At 66.3% G+C, this 18,657-nt stretch carries 12 protein-coding genes and 3 pseudogenes; 9 read left to right on the forward strand and 6 right to left on the reverse strand.

Going from position 1 to position 18,657, the window contains the following annotated elements:
- Nucleotides 1–63: 63 nt before the first annotated feature.
- The 5 genes from BLS97_RS19130 to BLS97_RS19155 all read left to right on the forward strand — a co-directional run bounded on the left by BLS97_RS19130 (nucleotide 64) and on the right by BLS97_RS19155 (nucleotide 7,996).
- Complete coding sequence (locus tag BLS97_RS19130; RefSeq protein ID WP_090479148.1) at nucleotides 64–2,940, forward strand: endonuclease/exonuclease/phosphatase family protein; 2,877 nt, start codon at nucleotides 64–66, stop codon at nucleotides 2,938–2,940.
- A gap of 55 nt (nucleotides 2,941–2,995) precedes the next feature.
- Complete coding sequence (locus BLS97_RS19135; RefSeq protein WP_197676273.1) at nucleotides 2,996–5,092, forward strand: phosphocholine-specific phospholipase C; 2,097 nt, start codon at nucleotides 2,996–2,998, stop codon at nucleotides 5,090–5,092.
- 69 nt (nucleotides 5,093–5,161) lie between these two features.
- Complete coding sequence (locus BLS97_RS19140; RefSeq protein ID WP_090479155.1) at nucleotides 5,162–6,181, forward strand: hypothetical protein; 1,020 nt, start codon at nucleotides 5,162–5,164, stop codon at nucleotides 6,179–6,181.
- Between the two features lie 4 nt (nucleotides 6,182–6,185).
- Nucleotides 6,186–6,806: a DUF309 domain-containing protein gene (locus BLS97_RS19145; protein ID WP_090479158.1), complete on the forward strand. Its 621-nt coding sequence runs from the start codon at nucleotides 6,186–6,188 to the stop codon at nucleotides 6,804–6,806.
- A 617-nt stretch (nucleotides 6,807–7,423) separates the two neighbouring features.
- On the forward strand, nucleotides 7,424–7,996 hold the full coding sequence (locus tag BLS97_RS19155) for a hypothetical protein (protein WP_090479166.1): 573 nt from the start codon (nucleotides 7,424–7,426) through the stop codon (nucleotides 7,994–7,996).
- A gap of 66 nt (nucleotides 7,997–8,062) precedes the next feature.
- On the opposite strand, the gene BLS97_RS19160 is transcribed toward BLS97_RS19155, so the two are convergent.
- Nucleotides 8,063–8,548: a peptidoglycan-binding domain-containing protein gene (locus tag BLS97_RS19160; RefSeq protein WP_407938071.1), complete on the reverse strand. Its 486-nt coding sequence runs from the start codon at nucleotides 8,546–8,548 to the stop codon at nucleotides 8,063–8,065.
- A gap of 598 nt (nucleotides 8,549–9,146) precedes the next feature.
- Here BLS97_RS19160 and BLS97_RS24605 point away from each other — a divergent pair.
- Nucleotides 9,147–9,209: pseudogene (locus BLS97_RS24605) on the forward strand (DUF6527 family protein); the annotation flags it as partial.
- A gap of 16 nt (nucleotides 9,210–9,225) precedes the next feature.
- Here the strand turns inward: BLS97_RS24605 and BLS97_RS24665 are convergent.
- Nucleotides 9,226–9,395, reverse strand: a pseudogene (locus BLS97_RS24665) (recombinase family protein); the annotation flags it as partial.
- Between the two features lie 381 nt (nucleotides 9,396–9,776).
- Between BLS97_RS24665 and BLS97_RS19165 the strand changes: the two are divergent.
- Entirely contained in the window at nucleotides 9,777–10,199 is a 423-nt protein-coding gene (locus BLS97_RS19165) for a hypothetical protein (protein ID WP_090479169.1), read from the forward strand.
- Nucleotides 10,200–10,317: 118 nt separating this feature from the next.
- Nucleotides 10,318–11,220 carry a hypothetical protein gene (locus tag BLS97_RS19170; protein ID WP_090479173.1) on the forward strand — a complete coding sequence of 301 codons (903 nt, stop codon included), beginning with the start codon at nucleotides 10,318–10,320 and terminating at the stop codon, nucleotides 11,218–11,220.
- Between the two features lie 213 nt (nucleotides 11,221–11,433).
- Here the strand turns inward: BLS97_RS19170 and BLS97_RS19175 are convergent, their stop codons facing one another.
- Both BLS97_RS19175 and BLS97_RS19180 read right to left on the reverse strand, forming a co-directional pair.
- Nucleotides 11,434–12,039, reverse strand: a complete 606-nt coding sequence (locus BLS97_RS19175) for a dihydrofolate reductase family protein (RefSeq protein WP_090479176.1) — start codon at nucleotides 12,037–12,039, stop codon at nucleotides 11,434–11,436.
- 45 nt (nucleotides 12,040–12,084) lie between these two features.
- Entirely contained in the window at nucleotides 12,085–13,596 is a 1,512-nt protein-coding gene (locus BLS97_RS19180) for a hypothetical protein (protein ID WP_157695540.1), read from the reverse strand.
- Nucleotides 13,597–13,811: 215 nt separating this feature from the next.
- Here BLS97_RS19180 and BLS97_RS19185 point away from each other — a divergent pair, with 215 nt between their 5' ends.
- On the forward strand, nucleotides 13,812–16,523 hold the full coding sequence (locus BLS97_RS19185; RefSeq protein WP_172832306.1) for a helix-turn-helix transcriptional regulator: 2,712 nt from the start codon (nucleotides 13,812–13,814) through the stop codon (nucleotides 16,521–16,523).
- Between the two features lie 141 nt (nucleotides 16,524–16,664).
- Here BLS97_RS19185 and BLS97_RS24670 read toward each other — a convergent pair.
- Together BLS97_RS24670 and BLS97_RS23040 are read right to left on the reverse strand one after the other, a co-directional pair.
- Nucleotides 16,665–16,810: pseudogene (locus BLS97_RS24670) on the reverse strand (IS481 family transposase); the annotation flags it as partial.
- 65 nt (nucleotides 16,811–16,875) lie between these two features.
- Nucleotides 16,876–17,979 (reverse strand): hypothetical protein, encoded by a 1,104-nt coding sequence (locus BLS97_RS23040; protein ID WP_157695541.1) that lies wholly within the window; start codon nucleotides 17,977–17,979, stop codon nucleotides 16,876–16,878.
- Between the last annotated feature and the right edge of the window lie 678 nt (nucleotides 17,980–18,657).

The following is an 18,657-nucleotide window of genomic DNA, read 5'->3' on the forward strand; positions in this document are numbered from 1 at the left end:
TTACAGTCCTGCTGTCTGGCCGAACTTGTACGGACAAGTTCATCAAATCTGTCGGGGAGCACCATGGGTTCCAATCAACGTCCAGCGGCCAAGCGCGGCACCTGGATCAGCTTCATCTGCGGCGTTCTGTTGGTGCTCGCGACCACGGCGTTCGGGATGCTGGCCGTCGTCCCCGGCGCGACCGCGGCCTCGCCGGTGACAGCGCCGGACGGAACGTTGGCGCTGAGCACGGCCAATCCTAAGGTCGGCGACACACTGACCTTCGCATTCGCCACCACGGCGGCCGAGGTTGACGGGAGGAACTGGGTGGCCATCTATGACCACCCCAGCGACGGACCGTTTGATCAGGCCTATCACAAGGCATCCACCCACTACGTCTACGTGACCACGGTCAACGGCATCGCAACGCTGCCGACCACCGGCATGACGGCCGGATCGAAGGTCGCGTACTTCCTCGCCAAAGACGGCTACACGTGGTTGGCCGACCCGGTTGCGTTCACCTTGCTGGCGGCCGGTGCGACCGTGCCGACCGGCACGTTGACCTTGACCACGCCGCATCCAGAGGTCGGCGATCCGATCACCTTCTCCTATGCGACGGCGACCCCCGACCCGAAGAACTGGATCGGGGCCTACGACAACCCGGCCGACGGTCCAGTGAATCAAGCTAAGGGCGCCGCAGCGACCGTGTGGGACTACGTCAAGTCGGCCACCGGCACCTTGACGCTGGCCACCACCAGCATGACGGCGGGGGTGAAGTCCGCCTATCTGCTCTATCAGGACGGCTACCAGTGGCTGGCGGTACCAGTCAGCTTCTACCTGCTCCCGGCCGCTCCGCCGGTCACCACCACAACCACGACTTCGACCACCTCGACCGCTCCTGCGTCGGGCACCTTCAAGCTATCGCCGGCCAACCCGACCGTCGATGACACCCTTACTTTCACCTACTCGACCACCAAGGTGGCCGCCAACAACTGGGTGGGCCTGTATGCCGACCCCAACGGCGGTCCCTACGACCAGACCTCCCACCAATCGTCCACCGTCTGGTCGTACACCGGAAACGCGTCCGGCACAGTGACTTTCAGCGCCGCATCGCTCGGTGTGGGCAAGCACGTGGCCTACTTCCTCTACGACGACGGCTACACCTGGCTGGCTCAGCCGATCCTTTTCACGGTCGCGGCCGCGCCACCGGTGACTGGTACGACCGGACCGCATTTCGTCACCGACGACTTCCCGCTGACCCCACACACTGTCGGAGCGCCAGTTTCCCAGAAGATCTCGGCACTCTGGACGGGCGATTCGACCGGCGTCACCTTCACCAAAGAGTCGGGAGACGACTGGCTGAAGGTCTCCTCGGCCGGAGTGGTGACCGGCACCGCGCCGGCCGGGGTCCCAGTGCACCCCGGCTCCATCACCGTGTTGGCCGATGACGGCAAGGGCGACACCGGCCGGCTGAGCCTGGATGTTCCGGTGGTCGCGGCCGGTACCCCCCCGGTGATCGTCGCGGCTACCTGGAACCTATGGGACGCAGGAACTCACGTGGACGATGCCGAACACAAGGAACTTGCGGCGATCGTCGACGACGGCCTGACGGTGATCGGCGTGCAGGAATCAGCTGGCACCACTGCCGCCAAGTTGGCCGACGATCTGGGTTGGTATTCCTACCAGAGCGCTGGCGACGTCGGTTTGATCAGCGCGTTTCCGATCTCCTCCACGGTCGTGCCGAGCGTGACCCTACCGGCGGCGGCGGCCACGATCACGGTGGGCACCAGGGCGATCCGGGTGTGGACTGCGCACCTCGACGAGAGCGACTACGGGCCCGACCGAGCCTGCTTCAACTCGGCCACCGATCTGGCGGTACACGAGACGACCACCACGCGGTACGCGCAGGCTAAGGCGCTGACCGCGGCCATGGCGCCTGACCTGGCCAGGGCCGGGACGGCGCCGGTAATCCTGCTCGGCGACCTGGCCTCGCCGTCCGAAAAGGACTGGACCGCCGCCACTTCCGCCTCCCACTGTCAAGCCGGTGCCGTGGCCTGGCCAGTCCCGCGCGCCCTGCAGGCCGCAGGTCTGGTCGACTCCTACCGGGACTACAGCCCCGACCCGGCAGCTGACCCCGCGAATACCTGGTCGCCGGTACAACTTACCCACACCTCGCCCACCGGCCAGGAGCCGCAAGACCGGATCGATTATGTCGACTACGCGGGCGGACTCAACGTGGTGGAAGCACACGATTTGGCGACCGGTTGGCCGACGCCGGAACCCGACGTGTCCGCGAACGACTGGACCAGCGACCACGAAGCCGCCGTGACCACCTTCTCGCTCGGCACCCCGACTCCGCCGACATCTCCGACCAGTACGACCAAGCCGACCAGCAGCGCCCCCTCTACCGGTCGTCCGTCAACCCCCGTGTCGCCGACGACGCCAACAACGGCTTCGACCGGCACCTCCAGGAATCCGAGCACCTCGACCACCGATTCCGGACACCTGTTGCTCCGGCTCAACAAGACCACTGTTCCCCAAGGCGGTTCCGTCATCGTGACCGTCAGCGACGCGCCGGCGCGGACTTCGTTCCAGGTGTATCTGCATTCGCAACCGGTGCTGCTGGGAGCGTTGACCGTCGATCTGCACGGCGGGAGCTCGCAGAGCTTTACCATCCCGGCGGGCACTCCCGTCGGGGCCCATCAGATCGCACTGGTGCGGGTCGGCGGCACGATCGCAATGGCGGCGCTGACGGTGACGGCAGCGTCGGTGAATTCGTCGGGCACACCTGGCGGAACGAGTGGCGTGCTGGTCCCCACGTCCGCGGCAACAACGTCATCAGTGCCGGCGAATCCCCTGGCGTTCACCGGCTTCGCGATCGGCCTGCCAATTCTGATCGGCACGGGCCTGATCGTCCTCGGCGTCCTGCTGGCCCGTCGCCGACGGGGTCGCCATGCCTGAGCACGCCGACCAGCAATCCGAAGGACAAATGTCCACAGCGCAAAAGGGGAAAGCCATGGATGAAAATGACGTCGAGTCCGCCCTGCGTTTCGGCATGAGTCGCCGAGCCGTGTTGCGGCTCGCCACCACCCTGGCCGGGACAGCCACGGCAGCATCGGTGTTCGGCATCTCAGCGGCGACCCGGAACATCAGCGCCCACCGGCCCGCCGTGACCCCACCGACTCGCACCGGGACGATGAACGACCTGAAGCATGTCGTGATCCTGATGCAGGAGAACCGGTCGTTCGACCACTATTTCGGCAGCCTGCAAGGTGTACGCGGATTCGCCGACAAGCAGGCGTTGCAATTGCCGACCGGCAAGTCGGTGTTCCACCAACCGACACCGTCCCGCACCGACGGTGGTGCCCTGCTTCCATTTCGGATGGACACCTCGAAGTTCGACTCCCAGAACGCCGGTGGCCTGCCGCACGACTGGTCATCAGGGCATTCGGCCGCCGCCGACGGCGCCTGGGATCGCTGGGTCCCGGCCAAGGGAGCGCAGACCATGGGGTACTTCACCCGGGACGACCTGCCGTACCACTACGCACTGGCCGACGCGTTCACCGTGTGCGACAACTACCACTGCGCACTCAACGGGCCGACATCGCCCAACCGGCTGTACTTCTGGACCGGCACCAGCGACGACCGGACCGACAATCCCTCGGACTACGTCGCCATCGAGAGCTACAAGACCTACCCAGAGCGCCTGCAGGACGCCGGTGTCAGCTGGCAGGTCTACAACAACAACGAGGTCGGCGACGGGAGCGGCGCGGATTCCTGGGTAGGCGACTACGGCGACAACCCCCTGTGGTTCTTCAACGCCTACCACGACTCGATGAACTCCGCCGATCCCGCCGAACAGCAACTGGCACAACGGGGTGGGGTGCGGCCCTGGCAGCCGAACGCCAACACCCCACTCGGTCCGAACCATGTCCACCACGTGCTCGCCGAGTTCGAGGCAGCCTGCAAAGCGGGCACATTGCCGAGGGTTTCCTGGGTGGTCGCGCCTTACGGATACTGCGAGCATCCGTCGGCCAGTCCCGACTACGGCGCACACTACATCGACGCGATACTGCAGGCGATGATGGCGAACACCGACGTGTGGGAATCCTCGGCGCTGTTCGTCACCTATGACGAGAACGACGGCTACTTCGACCACGTGCTGCCGCCGACACCGGAAGCGGGGACCCCCGACGAGTTCGTCTCCGGCCTACCCATCGGCTTCGGCGCCCGGGTACCGATGCTGGTGGCCTCGCCGTGGACCCGTGGCGGTTTCGTCGACTCGAACGTCTACGACCACACCTCGATGCTGCAGTTCCTGGAGACCTGGACCGGAGTCAAGGAGACGAACATCAGCAACTGGCGACGCCAGGTGTCCGGCGACCTGACAAAGGCCTTCGACTTCGCCAATCCGGACTTCACTGTCCCGCAGTTGCCAGACACGGTGCCGCTGATCGTGGCCTCGGACGCCGGGCGGTCGAAGCCGGCCGTCAGCGCGCCCGCGGTCGGCCAGCAATCGATGCCGACCCAGGAATCGGGCACCCGGCCGCATCGGCCGACCGGCTACCAGCCGCACTGCGACATCATCGTCGACCGCGTCAAGGGCCTGGTCACCGCCACGATGAGCAACGCCGGCGATGACGCTCTGAGCATGACCGTGCTGCCCGATGCCTACCTGCCCTTCCAGGCCACACCCTTCCTGGTGGCTAAGGACTCCGAACGGAAGTACCAGTGGGACGTCACCAAAACAGATGGGAAGTACAGGTTCTCGATCTACGGCCCGGATGGATTTGTGCGCGCCTTCGCCGGCGAGGTGATCCGGGCGGGCCGGAAGAACGTAGCCGCGCCGGCGGTGACGGCTACCCTGGTCTCCGGTACCAAGCCGCTGCTCCGTTTAAGCCTGCGCAACGACGGTCACACGGCGGTCCGGTTCATTCTGTCTCCGAACGACTTCAGCGGAGCAGCCCAGGAGATCTGGTTGACCGGCGGTGCTTCCCGCACCGTCGACTGGCCGACCGCTCGCGGCTACTACGACGTCACCGTCACGGCGCCGAGTGGTACCGGCTTTTCGGCCCGATACGCGGGGCACATCAACTACGATGTGCACGGGTAGCGGCTCGTCTTCCGTGCGACCACAGCTTCAAGGGTGGCGGCCTGTCGACCACCGCAGCTATCGTCGGATATGCACGCGGCTGCGGACATTCTTGGCGAGCGTCGGGCGACGGCAGACGCCCTCGTCAGTGCGCTGGTCCAGTCGAGTGACCCGGTAGTGGCCCACCGGGCCGGTCAGGTGGCCGGGATCGCGCCGACGTCGGCCCAGGCTCGGGCAGTCCGCGCGCGGATCGCCGGATCGCCCATGGCGCGTGCCCTGCTGCGCATCTTCGAACAGGACGAGAAGACCCTCGCTCACACCTATCGCAAATGGCAGGGACCGCACTGGACATTGACCAGCCTAGCCATGATCGGATATCCGCCCGGCGATGAGACCCTGCTTCCGTTGGTACACCGCGTCTACGGTTGGCTCCTTTCGAGCCACTTCCTCCGGCCGCCGTTGACGGCGATCTACGCCGGCGAGGACCAGCGGGTGCGACACTGCGCCTCGATGGACGGAAACGCCATCCGGTACTCGGTGCGCTTGGGGCTGGAAGGCGATCGCACTCGTGCGCTGGTGGACCGGCTGATCGGATGGCAATGGCCGGACGGCGGCTGGAACTGCGACAAGCGTCCCCAGGTCAGGACTTCATCGTTCCAGGAGTCGCTGATCCCGGCGCGTGGCCTGTGGGCCTACGGACGAGCCCACCAGCACCAGCCGTCGTTGGACGCCGCGCAGCGTGTCGCTGAGCTGGTGCTTTCCCGGAGACTGCTGTGGCGCAGGGGCGACGGCAGCCCGATCAAGCCGAAGTGGGGCGGCCGCGTCGACCGGATCCACTATCCGATCCAGTTCTACGACGTGCTGTTCGCGTTGGAAGTGATGGCCGATCTGGGTCGGCTGGACGACCCTCGCTGCGCCGACGCCCTGGCCCTGCTGGCATCCAAGCAACTTCCCGACGGTGGTTTCCCCCTGGAGGAACCGAACGCTCCCCGCGCCGACCGGGTTGCGAGCCGGCACAGCTACGCCGACTGGGGCCCGACCGGGCTGCGGCGGAGCAACCCCTTGGTGAGCCTCGCGGCGCTCGGTGTGCTCCGGGCCAGGGCAGACTGACAGGGTGACGACCTCAGGCGCCGGTGCGCGCGATCGTGATCAGGCCGGAACGGCCCGCAATGCCCGGCCACGCGACAAGTTGGGTCGGCCACTCCCCTACGGAACGGCCGGAGTGGCACGGCAGCCCGAGGGGGTCCGCCGCACACCCGTCGAAACGCTGCTCGAGGCGCAGCGACTTCTCGATGACGGGTATCCGTTCCACGCGCACGAGGTATTTGAGGACGCGTGGAAGCTGTCCGACGGGCCCGAGCGCGAATGGTGGAAGGCGCTGGCCCAGTTCGCTGTCGGCGTCACGCATCTGGCCCGCGGCAACACCCGCGGCGCCGTTGCCCTCCTGCAGCGCAGCAGCCGTGCGCTGGAGGCGCTGCCGGGGATCCCGCCGTTCGGAATCGACGCGGCCGCTGTGCGGGCATGGTCGACCAGCGTGGTCGACGCCCTGTCGGATGGCTCGACCGCGCCCGCTGGTCTCCCCGCAGCGCCGCGCGTGACGGCGGCGGCCCCCGTCCGGCCCACCTCGGAGCCGGCCGGCGATCCGGTGTGCTGGCTCGAACTGGTCTGTGCCGGATGCGGGCAGTTCCTCGGGGAGCGGGATGCAGCCCCCTGCCCACGCTGCGGGCTGGCATAGGCCGTCGCTGCGGAGTCAGGCTGATACGTACGCGGACGTCAGGGGGATGCGGGGAAATGGTGCCGCCGGACGGAGGCGGTCACAAGGTCCTGCACCAATGGAATCTGGGACGCCTGCCGATCCGGTCTCAGGTGCGCAAAGATGTTGCGGTGGGCGGCCTGTGCGTCGCGATCCAGCAGCCGCATGGTGTCCCGGCCCGCCCTGGCATCCGGTGGCATGTCGTTGTCGGGCCCAACCGTCGATCTCCCCGATCGCCAGGCGGGTGTCGATCAACGTCATCACCGTGATCCGTGTCCTGGGCCAGCAGGTGGTCCGACAGCGATGGCGTGGTGACGCCCTCGGCCTCGGTGGAGAACGCCAGGTCACCGACGACCAGCACCGGCCGCTGGACCTTCACTTGCTCGTAACGCTCGCGGAGCTTGACCCTTGTTGATGGGCAGCTGCCGACCCCACGCGCTCTCTGCCGCTTCCAGCACGTGCTTGACGACTCCGACAGTCCATTCGGCTAGTCGACTCGGTGCGAGGATCCGGGGAACTGCCGGCCGGGGCCGGCCACCGCTGCAGTTGCCATCGCGATACTCTGCCGCCATGAACCGCCACGGCCCGTTCAGCGACCGATGAGCGCACCACTCGGGCAGCGATTCTGCGTCCGGATCGGCTGTCCGCTCCGCGGCCGCCGCACCGAGCAGCTGCGTTGTGCCAACTGCGAGCACACCACCGAACCGATCAGTGAATATTACGGCGCAACCGAGGTCACCGACGACGACGTCGCCGTGGCCGACGCCGTCGACACCACAGAGACCAAGGGCGTGGCCGCCGCTCTGCGAGCACTCCGCGGTCCCGGCCCTGACAAGTTCGCGAATAGCCCACCGGGCCGCGCCCGACGATCCTTTCTCAACGGCGACCAGGTGTTCCAGACGGAGTTTGAGGTGATGACACAGGAGGCCATCGTCATCGCACTGGTCGGAAGCGTGAATACCACGGAGGTGTACGACCCCACTGCCACCCTCAACGCGATTATCACCGAAGGGTGGGAATTGATCACCGGCTCATTCGTATTCGTAGTCCAAGGCGAACAGAGCCGCGACAAGTTCTTCAGCTCCGGCCAGAACGTCGCAGTGAAGGGCGCCACGATGGGGTACTACCTGTTCCGCCGCAAGGAGAGTAACCAGATCACCGCTGCACCGTGAGGCGGCACGGGCGTCATTGGTGCGTGTTCGCTCTGTCCGGCGAGCAGATGTTGACCTAGGAGCCGTTCAGTCCCTGGGAAGGTAACCGTGAATCAGCGCCGCCCATGTCTGGGGGCCGACGATCCCGTCAACCTGAAACGGATTATAGTCTGCGGCGCGGTTCTGATAATAGAGCACAGCTCGAAGCGTCCGCGGGCCGAATATGCCGTCAATAGCCAGAGAAGCAGCTCCCCCTGCCCGCAGATAGCGGTCGTCGAATTGATCCTGCACGGCCCGCACGGCTGGTCCCGTACTCCCTTGCCGCACGGTGACGAATAGGGCGTGCCACGTCCGCTGCCCAACGATGCCGTCGACCGTGAGATGTCGACTGCGTTGGAATGTCTTCACCGCGCCCGCGGTCCTCCACCCGAAGATGCCGTCCACCGCCAGACCGGCTCCATGCGCGTTGAGCAGATACTGCAGAGATCGGACCGTCACCTTCCGGGTTGAACTGTTGCTGCCCTGGCGCAGGACCGGTAGCGGCGCGTCTGCGATCCCGGCCGGGGCTGCCAACCATGCGGCGCTCTGGGCTGGCGCCCCCTGCGCACGGGCAACGCCGGTACCCGGTCCAGCCGCTGTGGCGGCCGGCGCCATCCCCAGCCCCAGGCTGATCGCCAAACACAGGATCGTCCCCCCAACAACACCCTTCATCGAGTCGTTCCTCTCGTCTCAGTGGCGCGCACCCGCTCGGTCCAGCAATGCGCTCCAAGCGAAGCGCCTCAACCTGCGGGCCCAATAGAGCACAAGGTCCCGATGATCGTGAGCCCGGGCACTCACCGGCGCGAGCCGCGGCGCTTATGACTTCAACATTGATCAGCACGACTGAAGCGCAACTCTGCTGCTGCCGCTCACACGTCCGACCGCATCGTTTCCGGAGCCGGTGGCTCCAGTCAAAGGGCGAGCACTGCCACCAGATGTACTCGCACATGCGCCGCGAATCGAACCGCACCAAAATTTCGGTGACCGAAGCCAAGGTCACCGAGAGCCCATAACCTGCTGTAAATCTCGACGGAGTTCGACACCGCAATCGACCTCTGCGAGTGCGGCTGCGGAACGCGGATCGTCACCCCCGTTCGGTCGTCATGACGGGATCCTCATCCACGACGGAACCGTGTCACTGGGCCCATCCATCGGAAACGGCCAACAGCCCTGTCGGTCGCACTACTGCGTCAGGGGAAACCAGATCGGCGGGCGACGGCCCGCGCATCAGACAGCGAGCGGGCCAGCCGGTCGAGTTGGGACGACCAGGTGTCGCCTTCCCGGCAGGCCGCCATCGCCTCCCGCAGACCGGGGCGGCAGCCACGCCCAACGCGGCCAGGGCATCGAGTTGAGTGGTGAGGGCCGGCTGGTGGGGTGACAAGCGGCTGCGAACCGGTGCAACGGTTGACTGAGCGGCTCCGTCAGGTACATGACCAGATCATGGGAGGCGGTCGCGCTCGGTGGCCATTCAAGTACGTTCACCTGGGCGTGACCCCATGCCCGTTGTGAAGCGGAGGTACCGGTGTCAGCACGCAAGCACGTTGCCGCAACCTCACTGCTGCTGATAGCCGCTGCGACCACGGTCGGGTGCAGGGCAGCCAGCCAACGGTCTGTCCAGGCGGAGGCCCCGACCACTTCGGTTCCCGTGGTCGAATCGGCGGGCACTCCAGTCGTGCCACCGGCGACCGACTCGACACCCGACACGTACAGCTTCCCAGCGGGGGGCAGTGCCAGCCCTGCTTGTCCCACCCAACCGACCGAGGTGGTCGAGGGCACCGAGACCGGGCCGCCCGGTCCCGGCGATCTGCTCAGCGGATCACCGATTGCAGCATTCGGTCGTTTTGGCGGTGCAGGTGGCGGCTCGATGTGCTTTGCGGCCTACCCAGGCGGCGCGGTCTTTCTCACCAACGGCGCCCGCGGAGTGCTCCTGCCTTCCTCAAGTGATCCACTGCGGGTCGCGGGGCGTACGCAGTTGGCCAGAAGTGATGCCATCTGGGGAGCCGCCAGCGGCAAGGTGGACCATGTTCAGTTGCAGGACTCGGCGCGCCCCAAAGGAGTTGCGGTCACCCTGAGTCCGGTCGGTACCCAGGTCCGGGTGTTCGTCGCGCCCGTATCTGCTGGTTCAGTGACGGTCACCGCCTTCGGTCCCGACGGTACGGTCATGCAGGTCGTCAAACAGGGGTGACAGGCGCTTGATCCGGACACCTTTCTCATGGCAGGCAGCCGGCCTGCGTCCTGAGCTCCGGAGGAGGATCGCTCACTGGTACGGAGCCGACACCTTCGATCGGGACTACGGTGAGGTCATGGAGGAGAACCAGTTGCCGTGGGCGGAAGCCATGCGCGACATGGCTAAGCAGGCTGCTCTCAGCCCAATCTTCGAGGAAGCATCGGCGCTGTTCGGCGACCGCCTGACCGATTCGTACTTCGGCGGCCCCGACGTCGTTCGGTTGTCGGTGCTGAATCTCGAGCCGGCCGACACCGCAGCGATTCAAGCCATCGCACGACAACTCGGTATTGACGAAGCCGCCGTGCAGATCGAACGATCCGACCCCGCCGAGCTAGAGGCCTGGGAGCAACTGCGCAGGGAATTGGAGGAACTTCACCTTGCCCGCCCGCGCGTCCTACAGATGAGCCCGCAGACCGAACAGAGGTTCTGCCACCCGCCATGGCACATTCAACTCGCGGCCGACGCGGAGGAGTTCGCCAAGCGTCTCCATCACAAGTACGGGAATCTCGTCGTCCTACGCGTCGGCGCACTCATTTACCCAATGACAGCCCACTCCGACGAACACAACAAGAACCACCGACCAGCGACGTTCGCTGACCCTCATGAGCTGCGGGTAGCACTCGATGGTCCACTCAGCATCAGGCGCGGTCAGACTGCCATCCACCACGTCAATGTCACGAATCTGAGCAACGTGCCCCTGCATGTCCACACCAATGGTCAGATCACCGCCGACGGTGTCGACCCAGTGACCGGCGCGACCGTCGGCGGCTTCTGCGGCGCCCAGAGGTTGGCGCTGATCACTTTCATCGCCGCTCCGGCCGGCACCATCCGTATCCCGCTGCTGGTCTGCACCGCCAGCATCAAGCCGGAGCTGGGCTACATGGTGCCCCTGGGGACCTGGGGTCTCCTCGCACCACTTGACCTAGGCGACGGACGCCGACTCCTCAGCGAACGGATGGAGCTCACGATCGTCAACTGATGGCCAGTGACCATCACTAGAATGAGTCGATGGTGGCCCGCACGTGGGCCCCGAGATCGGTTGTCATGGCAGGAACTCCCGGGACTGGACGATGCAAAGCCTGAACTCGGTCACCGACGGTGCCGAACAGAAATGGGCACAGCGGCGGAAGCCATAAGGCCAGGGCACGGGCCATCGAGCCCCACCAGCGACCTGATCACGACGTACGGCCGCCTAGTCCCTGACGACCTCGTAGGTGAGGTGTGTCGCCCGCGGGGACCCGATGACCTCCCGCTGGATCAGCCTGGTCGGGCCGACGAGATCGAACAGCCGCGTTCCGCCGCCGAGCAGCAGCGGTGACAGGTGGATGCGGAGTTCGTCCACCAACCCCGCGCCCAGGCTCTGGTCGATGACGTCCGCGCCGCCCATGACGACCACGTCCTTCTCACCCGCCGTCGACCGGGCTTGGTCGATGGCAGCCGCTACTCCCTCGGTCACGAACCGGAACCTGGACGCGAGCCGGACCTGGGCGGGCGGCTGGTGGGTGAGGACGAAGCACGGCGGTGCGGCCGATTGGTTCTGGTCGTGTCCGTACCCGACGTCGTCGTTCCAGCCGTTCGGGCCGTCCACGATGTCGTACAGCCGCCGCCCCATCACCACGGCGCCGGTGCTCTCGAAGCTGTGCGCCAGCACCGCTTCGTCGACGGGAGAGCGGGGCTCCTCGAGCACCCACGCATGGATCGCCTCGCCGCCGATGCCGAGGCCGTGTTCCTGGTCCACCCCGGGCGCAGTGACGTATCCGTCCAGCGACATTGAGATGTCGGCGATAACCTTGCTCATTCGAATTCCTCCAGGGTCTGTTGTCCGGGCCACAGGTACTCCCACCTAGGCGCGGCTCAGGTACAGAACCGCGGGACCGGGCGGGAACGGCGAAGAGAATTCGACGGTGCTCGCCGACTTGACGTCAAGCGCCTCGCACACCGTCGTTTCCCGGTTGGTGATGTCGAACCACTCGACCTGGTAGGCGCCGTCCAGCAGGTCGACCGTGAACGCCCCGTTTTCACCGTCCGGGTCCAGTACGAGGTACTCCGAACCGGGGTTCGCCAGCACATAGCCGGTGGATGCGCTGTCCCGCCGGGGGGACATGTCGATGAGTCCGATGCGCTCGGCGTACCGGCGGGTGTCGCCCATCGCCCACCGCGCCGGCTCGTAGGACTCGAACGGCGGCACACCGCTGTCGGCGGTTGACTCACCGGCTGGCTCCAGCCCGGCGATCAGGCCGAAGTCCATGAGGATGGGGTGGTGGCCGCGCAGGAACGACTTCCACGCCCACAGTGCGTCGCCCTGTCCCGGTGCGTAATGGTCGGTGTCACTGATGACCACTTTGGCGCCGTCGGCGATCGGCGGATCGGCGAACCAGCGCGAGGCAGGCGAGCCCGGCGCCATCGGGTGGCGTCCATTGGTAAAGATCTCATCGTCGTAGCCTGGCGAGATCCACTCGGCGCGGCTTCCCAGCAGCGCGTCGTTCACCTTGGTCTGGTCCGCCACGGGAAACTGCATGGTCATGCCGATCGGATGCATGTCGTAGCCGCACGCCGCCTCATGCCGCTTGACGGTGTCGATCACCCAGTACTGCCACTCGGTCGAGTCGCCCCACGTCGGCGCCTTGTCCATGCCCAGGAACGCGGCGAACTCGTCGGTCACCTTTCCGTCGCCGGACGACTCGTTGGCCACCTCCCACAGCAGGTTGGGAAGGTCGTGGAGGGTGTCGACGACCTTCCGGACATACGCCTCCTGGAGCGCCTGGACGCGCGGACCGAGCGGTAGGACCTGCAGGTCGTTGATCGAATTCGCGGAGATACCGTTGACGTTGTTGCCTGCGTGGAACGGGTGGCCCTCGATGTGATCCGGTGGCGGGCTGAGGTGCAGCGCCCAGCCGTCGAACAGCATGACGCCCACGTAGATCCCGACCTCGCCGGCGGCCGCGACCCGGTCGCGGAGGCGTTGGAAGAACGCTTCGTCGAGCCGCTGCAGGTCGAAGCGGGGCTTGCCGTCCTTCGCGGTGCCAGGCCCGGTCCGCATCCACGGCTGGGGCGTCATGTTCAGGTGGTAGTTCCCACCGGCCGCCTGGGATCGGACCTGCTCCCAGCGCCAGAGCCGGATGAAGTTGTGCCCCCGTTCGATGAGAAACCGCAGGTAGGCCCGGTAGTCCATCTGCTCAGGTTCGTCCGGGCCATCTGGCCCCGGGCCCATGCCGTCGTGCAGGTTGTTCCAGATGTGTGACCCGGTCAGATAGACGGCACGGCCGGCGCCGGACCCCGAGGCCGGGGTGAAGTAGCGAGGGTTTCTGGTCGAGACGGCAAGCGGTCCGTCCGCTCGCACTGGCGTGAACGTCATGATCTCCACATCCTCACGTGATTCGGCTCTGCAACGAATCGTGGACGACGCACGGTCGCGAATCATCTGCCAGGTGGCCGATACGCCGCCGGGTGGTGGCCGATCGACGGTCGGTGGCGCGGGCCGGGTCCCCTGGCATCCTGTAGCCCATGAGCGGCGCAGACGACCAGGCAGCGCGATCGCCAATTCGGGTGCCGAACAATCTTGTGGTCGGGTTGACGTCGTTCATCGGACGCAGCACGGAGATCGAAACGGCGGCTGGACTGCTGGCGCGCCACCGGCTCGTGACCCTGACCGGGCCGGGCGGCGCGGGCAAGACAAGGTTGGCCGGGGAGGTTGCCGCGGATCAGCCCGATCAGTATCTCGACGGCGTCTGGTGGGTTGACCTCGCCACAGTGAGTGAGAGCACGGCGGTGGCCGCTACCATCGCCGACGCCGTCGGCGCCCCGGCCGTCGGCGGGCGCCTGTCCACGCTGTGTGCGCACCTGACCACTTGGCGGTCACTTTTGTGCCTCGACAACGCCGAACACCTGCTCGACGGTGTCGCGAGCACGGTGGAGGCCGTGCTGCGCGGCTGCCCGCAGATCGCCGTCCTGGTCACCAGCCGCGAACCGCTCGGTGTGCCGGGCGAGGCGGTCCTGGGGGTTCCACCGTTGTCGGACGACGATGCGCTGTCGCTGTTCGTGGATCGAGCGCGACTGATGCAGCCGTCGTTCACCCTCGACGAGTCCAACGAGGCGGCGATCCGGTCGATTGCGGCGCACCTGGACGGGATACCGCTGGCGCTGGAACTGGCCGCGGCGTGGGTGCGGACTCTCCCGCCTCAGCAGGTGGAGGCGGCCCTGGACGACCGGTTCTCGCTGCTCGTTCGGGGCCCTCGTGGCGCGCAGCGGCGGCAACGCACGCTCGCCGGATCCATCGACTGGAGTCACGCGCTGCTGGACGAGATCGACCGCGTCGTGTTTCGCCGGCTCGCGGTGTTCGCCGGTACGTTCGGGCTTGCCGCGGCGCGTGCACTCTGCGCCGGTGGGACAGTGACCGCCGCCGAGGTCCTGCCGGCGCTTGGCCGGCTGGTGGACAAGTCGCTGGTGGTGGCCGAGGAGCGGGGCGGCGAGTCGCGCTACCGGCTGCTGGAGACGATCCGCGCGTACGCTGCGGCTCGCCTGGTCGAGGCGGAGGACCACGCCGCGCTGCGCGAGCGGCACCTCGCCTGGTACCTGCGGTTCGTCGAAGCGGCAGAAGCGGATCGGGAGGTGGATGCCGACCGGTGGCGGCGGGTACTGCACATCGAGTACGACAACCTGCGGTCGGCGCTGGAGTGGGGTGTCACGGCGGACGAGCCCCGCGCCGGCCGGGAGTTGGCGGCGTCACTGGCATGGCTCTGGCACCTCGATCGCCGCGGCCGGGAGGGAATCGACTTCCTGCACCGGGCGATCGACCGCGCACCGAACGAGCGCTCCCGGCTTCAGGCGCGCCTCATGACCGGTCTTGCCCTCGTCGCCGACACCGCCGGCCCGCTCGACGTCGAGTACGACGCGGCCGCGCGAGCGGTCGAACTGGCCGCCGAGATCGGCGATGAAGGGCTGCGCGCGCTGGGCCTGAACCTGTTGGCCGTCGGCTGCTTCTACACCGACCTCGACGAGGCGTGGCGCCTGTGCGAGCAGGCCCACGTCGCGGCCCGGGCGGGCCGAAACACCTTCGTGCTCGGTGGCGCACGAGCGCTGCAGGCCATCATCCTTCACCTGCGCGATCGGCACGCCGAGGCCGAAGCGATCATCGATGCGACCGTCCAGCAGTGTCTGCAACACCACCGAGGCGTCCTGTCCACCGTGCTGACCTACCAGGCCGAGGGAGCCCTGGCCGGCGGCGATCCGGCCCGTGGGCTGGACCTCGCCGCGCAGGCGCTGCTGGTCGCCGAGCCCCTGGCCGACCACCTGCGCGTCGGTCTGGCCCGCTCTGTGCTCGCGCAAATCAAGGCGCTGACGGGCGACCTCGTCGGCGCGGCCGAGTTGATCGACCCTGTGCTGCGCCTGGTCGAAGGCGTCGAAGACGAGGTATTCGTACCCGGCCTCCACTACGCCGTCGCGATGCTGTCGATGCGCAGAGGTGACCCCCAGGCCGCCATTGCGTGGCTGCAGCGGGCCGCCGCCTCCACCGACCGGGGCGTCGCGACCTGGCTCGCCGGTAGGGCGCTGCCCCGCCTCGGTGCGGCACTCGCCGCCGCCGGCCGGCGCGACGACGCGGTGGCGGTGCTCGGTCGGGCGATTGATGTCGCTCGACGTCTGCAGCTTCCCGGTCCCCTGGCTGAGGCGTACGCCGTACAGGCCGAGCTCGCCGCCGCCGAACCCGACGGACTCACCCGCGCCGTCGAACTCCACCACGCGGCGTTGACCATTCGCGTCGACCACGACCTGCAAGCCGCCCAACCCGACAGCCTTGAAGCACTTGCCCGCATTGGTGCGGCCATCCGCCCAACGCCCGATGACGTGCGTGTTCTGTATGCGGCCGGGTCGGCGCGCGCCAAGTCCGGTTTGCCCTGCGGAACCGACCAGCAGCGGGCCTACGACAGTACGGCCGCCGATCTCCGGCGAGCGCTGGGTGAGCCAGCATTCGCCCGCGCGGCTGCCGAGGGTGCCAGGCTCACTCTCGACCAGGGAGTCGAATACGCCCGCCGCGCCCGCGGCCGCCGCGGCAGACCCAACACCGGCTGGTCGAGCCTCACCCCGACCGAGCTCCAAGTTGTCCGCCTCATCACCGAAGGCCTCACCAACCCGCAGATCGCTGCCCGCCTATTCATGAGCCGCGGCACGGTCAAGACGCACCTCTCGCACATCTTCACCAAGCTCGGTACCGCCAACCGCACCGAACTCGCCGCCGCCGCAATCGACCGGAGAGTGCCAACCACCCGGCGCTCGCCTGCGGGATAACCAGTCACACGAGCCCGCGGCCACGACGGCCGCACGGTGCCGAAGCGCGCGTTCCTCGAAGGGGCGGCACACGAGGCCCGATCGAGCTCAGCGTCAAAGCCGGCCTGCTCGAGCAACTCAGACTGTGTGCTTGATCCCCGGACCAAGATCGTCGTTGCTGGTCTTGGCGCGGTAACAGGAACCGTTGTCGTGAGCACCCGCCGGACCGACTCGATGCCGTGGGCGGCGAAGAACTCTTCGGCCCGTTGCCAGAAGGCGCCGGCGGTCGGGACTTTCTCGTCGTCGAGGGCGTATTAGTCGCGGTTTCGGCTGCCCGCCGCGATGAGCCAAGGGTCTATTTGCGATCGAGACGCTATTTCACGAATTGATGAACAAAACCGTCGCGAGTCTTTCGAGGCATCTCCTGATCGTGAGGAACAAATTTGACGCTGCCCTTTTGGTAGGAGTTAAGGCCGGACTCGCCGTCACCGTAGACGCCTCCGAATTTGCACAACTCGGCAAGGAAGATTGTCATGGGCTGATCGATGAACTTGCTTTCGGGTGCCGCGTATCGATCTGCAAATATCGACAATGCCTTTGTGACGTCTGCAAGCGGAGGCGGCTCAAACCCGGCGCGACCAAATACTCGGGTCATCAATTTCAGGAGCTCTTCCGAATCTTCTGCTACGTGCTCTGAGACTTCACCTCGTTCCCCTTCCGGTGTGTCGTGGTAACGTTGCGCAATGCCATTCACGCGCTTCCCGAGTTCCTGAAGCTCTTGACCATGCAATGCATTTTGAACGACCAAAGGGTTGTCGATGCGAATCTTCTCGGTCGTATAGGGGCCCAGCTTGCCTGCCGCAGTCTTGATTTCGTGCGTCGCATCAGCAACACCGTATATGCCGGACCCAAGCGCGTGACTGGTGATGTCTATTTTGCCCTGAGGCTTAATATATTCGCCGGCGTTCGATTCATCCTGACCGCCTGGCCGGAAATGCTCAATCTCAGCCGTCGCGCGCTTCTTCACTTCGCCCGGCCTGAATGTTTCCGAGTCCTTCTCTTCGACATCGGCCTCAGGAACGCCCGGCTCAAGGTATGCCTCTGGCACCTGCCAACCCTGTTCCCATTGAACCATGACATCGTAGTCTTGCCTTGTCGGACCTTGCACGACGTTCTTGACCACGGCATCGAATGTCTGCCTAAAAGGAGTTGCTCGCACGGCTGTGCCGACCTTCAATTCGTCACCATCATTTACCGGCTTCAAGCGGATGGCAGCAACTTCGGACACTTCTCCTGTCTCTGTATTCGCGACCTGATACTTGACCGAACCGGGGGCCTCGTTGAGCTTCTGAACCTCCCCCCATTTTGCTGTCCCGTCAACATAAGCCTCCACAGACGCACCCGGCCTTAGGTCACGCTGACGCCTGATCGTTCCAGCGAGACCGGCTGGGTGGTTCAGCGGCGCATTGCGTGCCAAAGACGGAACTGTGTCAGTCGATGACATGAACAGACCTGGCTCGGAACCGGCGCCCGCCGCGGTCGCTGACGGGAACCGTCGCAGGACCCCAGGACCGGAATCGCGAAGCAGACCTGCGACAGGGATGGCGCCGCCCATTGACTCTCCCACGGGATTGGGCGTTGGTTCCGAACGGACTTCCGTAGCCATCGAGGTCATAGGCTGCCGGCTTGTCGATCCAAACTCAGTCATGCTAGGGAACCCTTCCACGACCCCACCAAGGTCGCAATGGCTGGCGGACATGACCCCAACCCGGACGACGCCCGTGCTGACGAACATGGAGTAGTCGAAGACGCCGTGCGGTGACTCTGGGTCAGTGGCTCGCATCAGCCGGCCGGCAGCGTCGGCGAGTCGCACGGGAATCCGCATTCAATGACGAGGGCTGGCCTCGCTGCCGCTCGGCTGTGGCGCGAGCCCAGTTCGCCGCAGACTTCTCCCCCTCCGGTGCCGTGGGTCAGCGAGAGCAGGCCACAAACATGGGCGGGGCGATGGAACGTTTCCGGACGGGAACCGGTATGTTTGGGTGTCACTACAGTGATACCGCGAGGGGTGTTCATGCTTCAGGATGCGCAGGGATGCGGTACTTCGGTACGGCTAGCTTGCATCCTGAGGCATGACCCATCGTCCGGCGGTACTGAC

Origin of the sequence: Nakamurella panacisegetis (genome assembly GCF_900104535.1) — a bacterium.
Taxonomy (GTDB): Bacteria; Actinomycetota; Actinomycetes; order Mycobacteriales; family Nakamurellaceae; genus Nakamurella; species Nakamurella panacisegetis.

What these genes read in the sequence shown, in the direction of transcription:
- BLS97_RS19155 (WP_090479166.1), top strand. Translation starts at nt 7,424, where the DNA reads ATGAGCGCACCACTCGGGCAGCGATTCTGCGTCCGGATCGGCTGTCCG.
- BLS97_RS19140 (WP_090479155.1), top strand. Translation starts at nt 5,162, where the DNA reads ATGCACGCGGCTGCGGACATTCTTGGCGAGCGTCGGGCGACGGCAGAC.
- BLS97_RS19135 (WP_197676273.1), top strand. Translation starts at nt 2,996, where the DNA reads ATGGATGAAAATGACGTCGAGTCCGCCCTGCGTTTCGGCATGAGTCGC.
- BLS97_RS19180 (WP_157695540.1), bottom strand. Translation starts at nt 13,596, where the DNA reads ATGACGTTCACGCCAGTGCGAGCGGACGGACCGCTTGCCGTCTCGACC.
- BLS97_RS19130 (WP_090479148.1), top strand. Translation starts at nt 64, where the DNA reads ATGGGTTCCAATCAACGTCCAGCGGCCAAGCGCGGCACCTGGATCAGC.
- BLS97_RS19170 (WP_090479173.1), top strand. Translation starts at nt 10,318, where the DNA reads ATGGAGGAGAACCAGTTGCCGTGGGCGGAAGCCATGCGCGACATGGCT.
- BLS97_RS19175 (WP_090479176.1), bottom strand. Translation starts at nt 12,039, where the DNA reads ATGAGCAAGGTTATCGCCGACATCTCAATGTCGCTGGACGGATACGTC.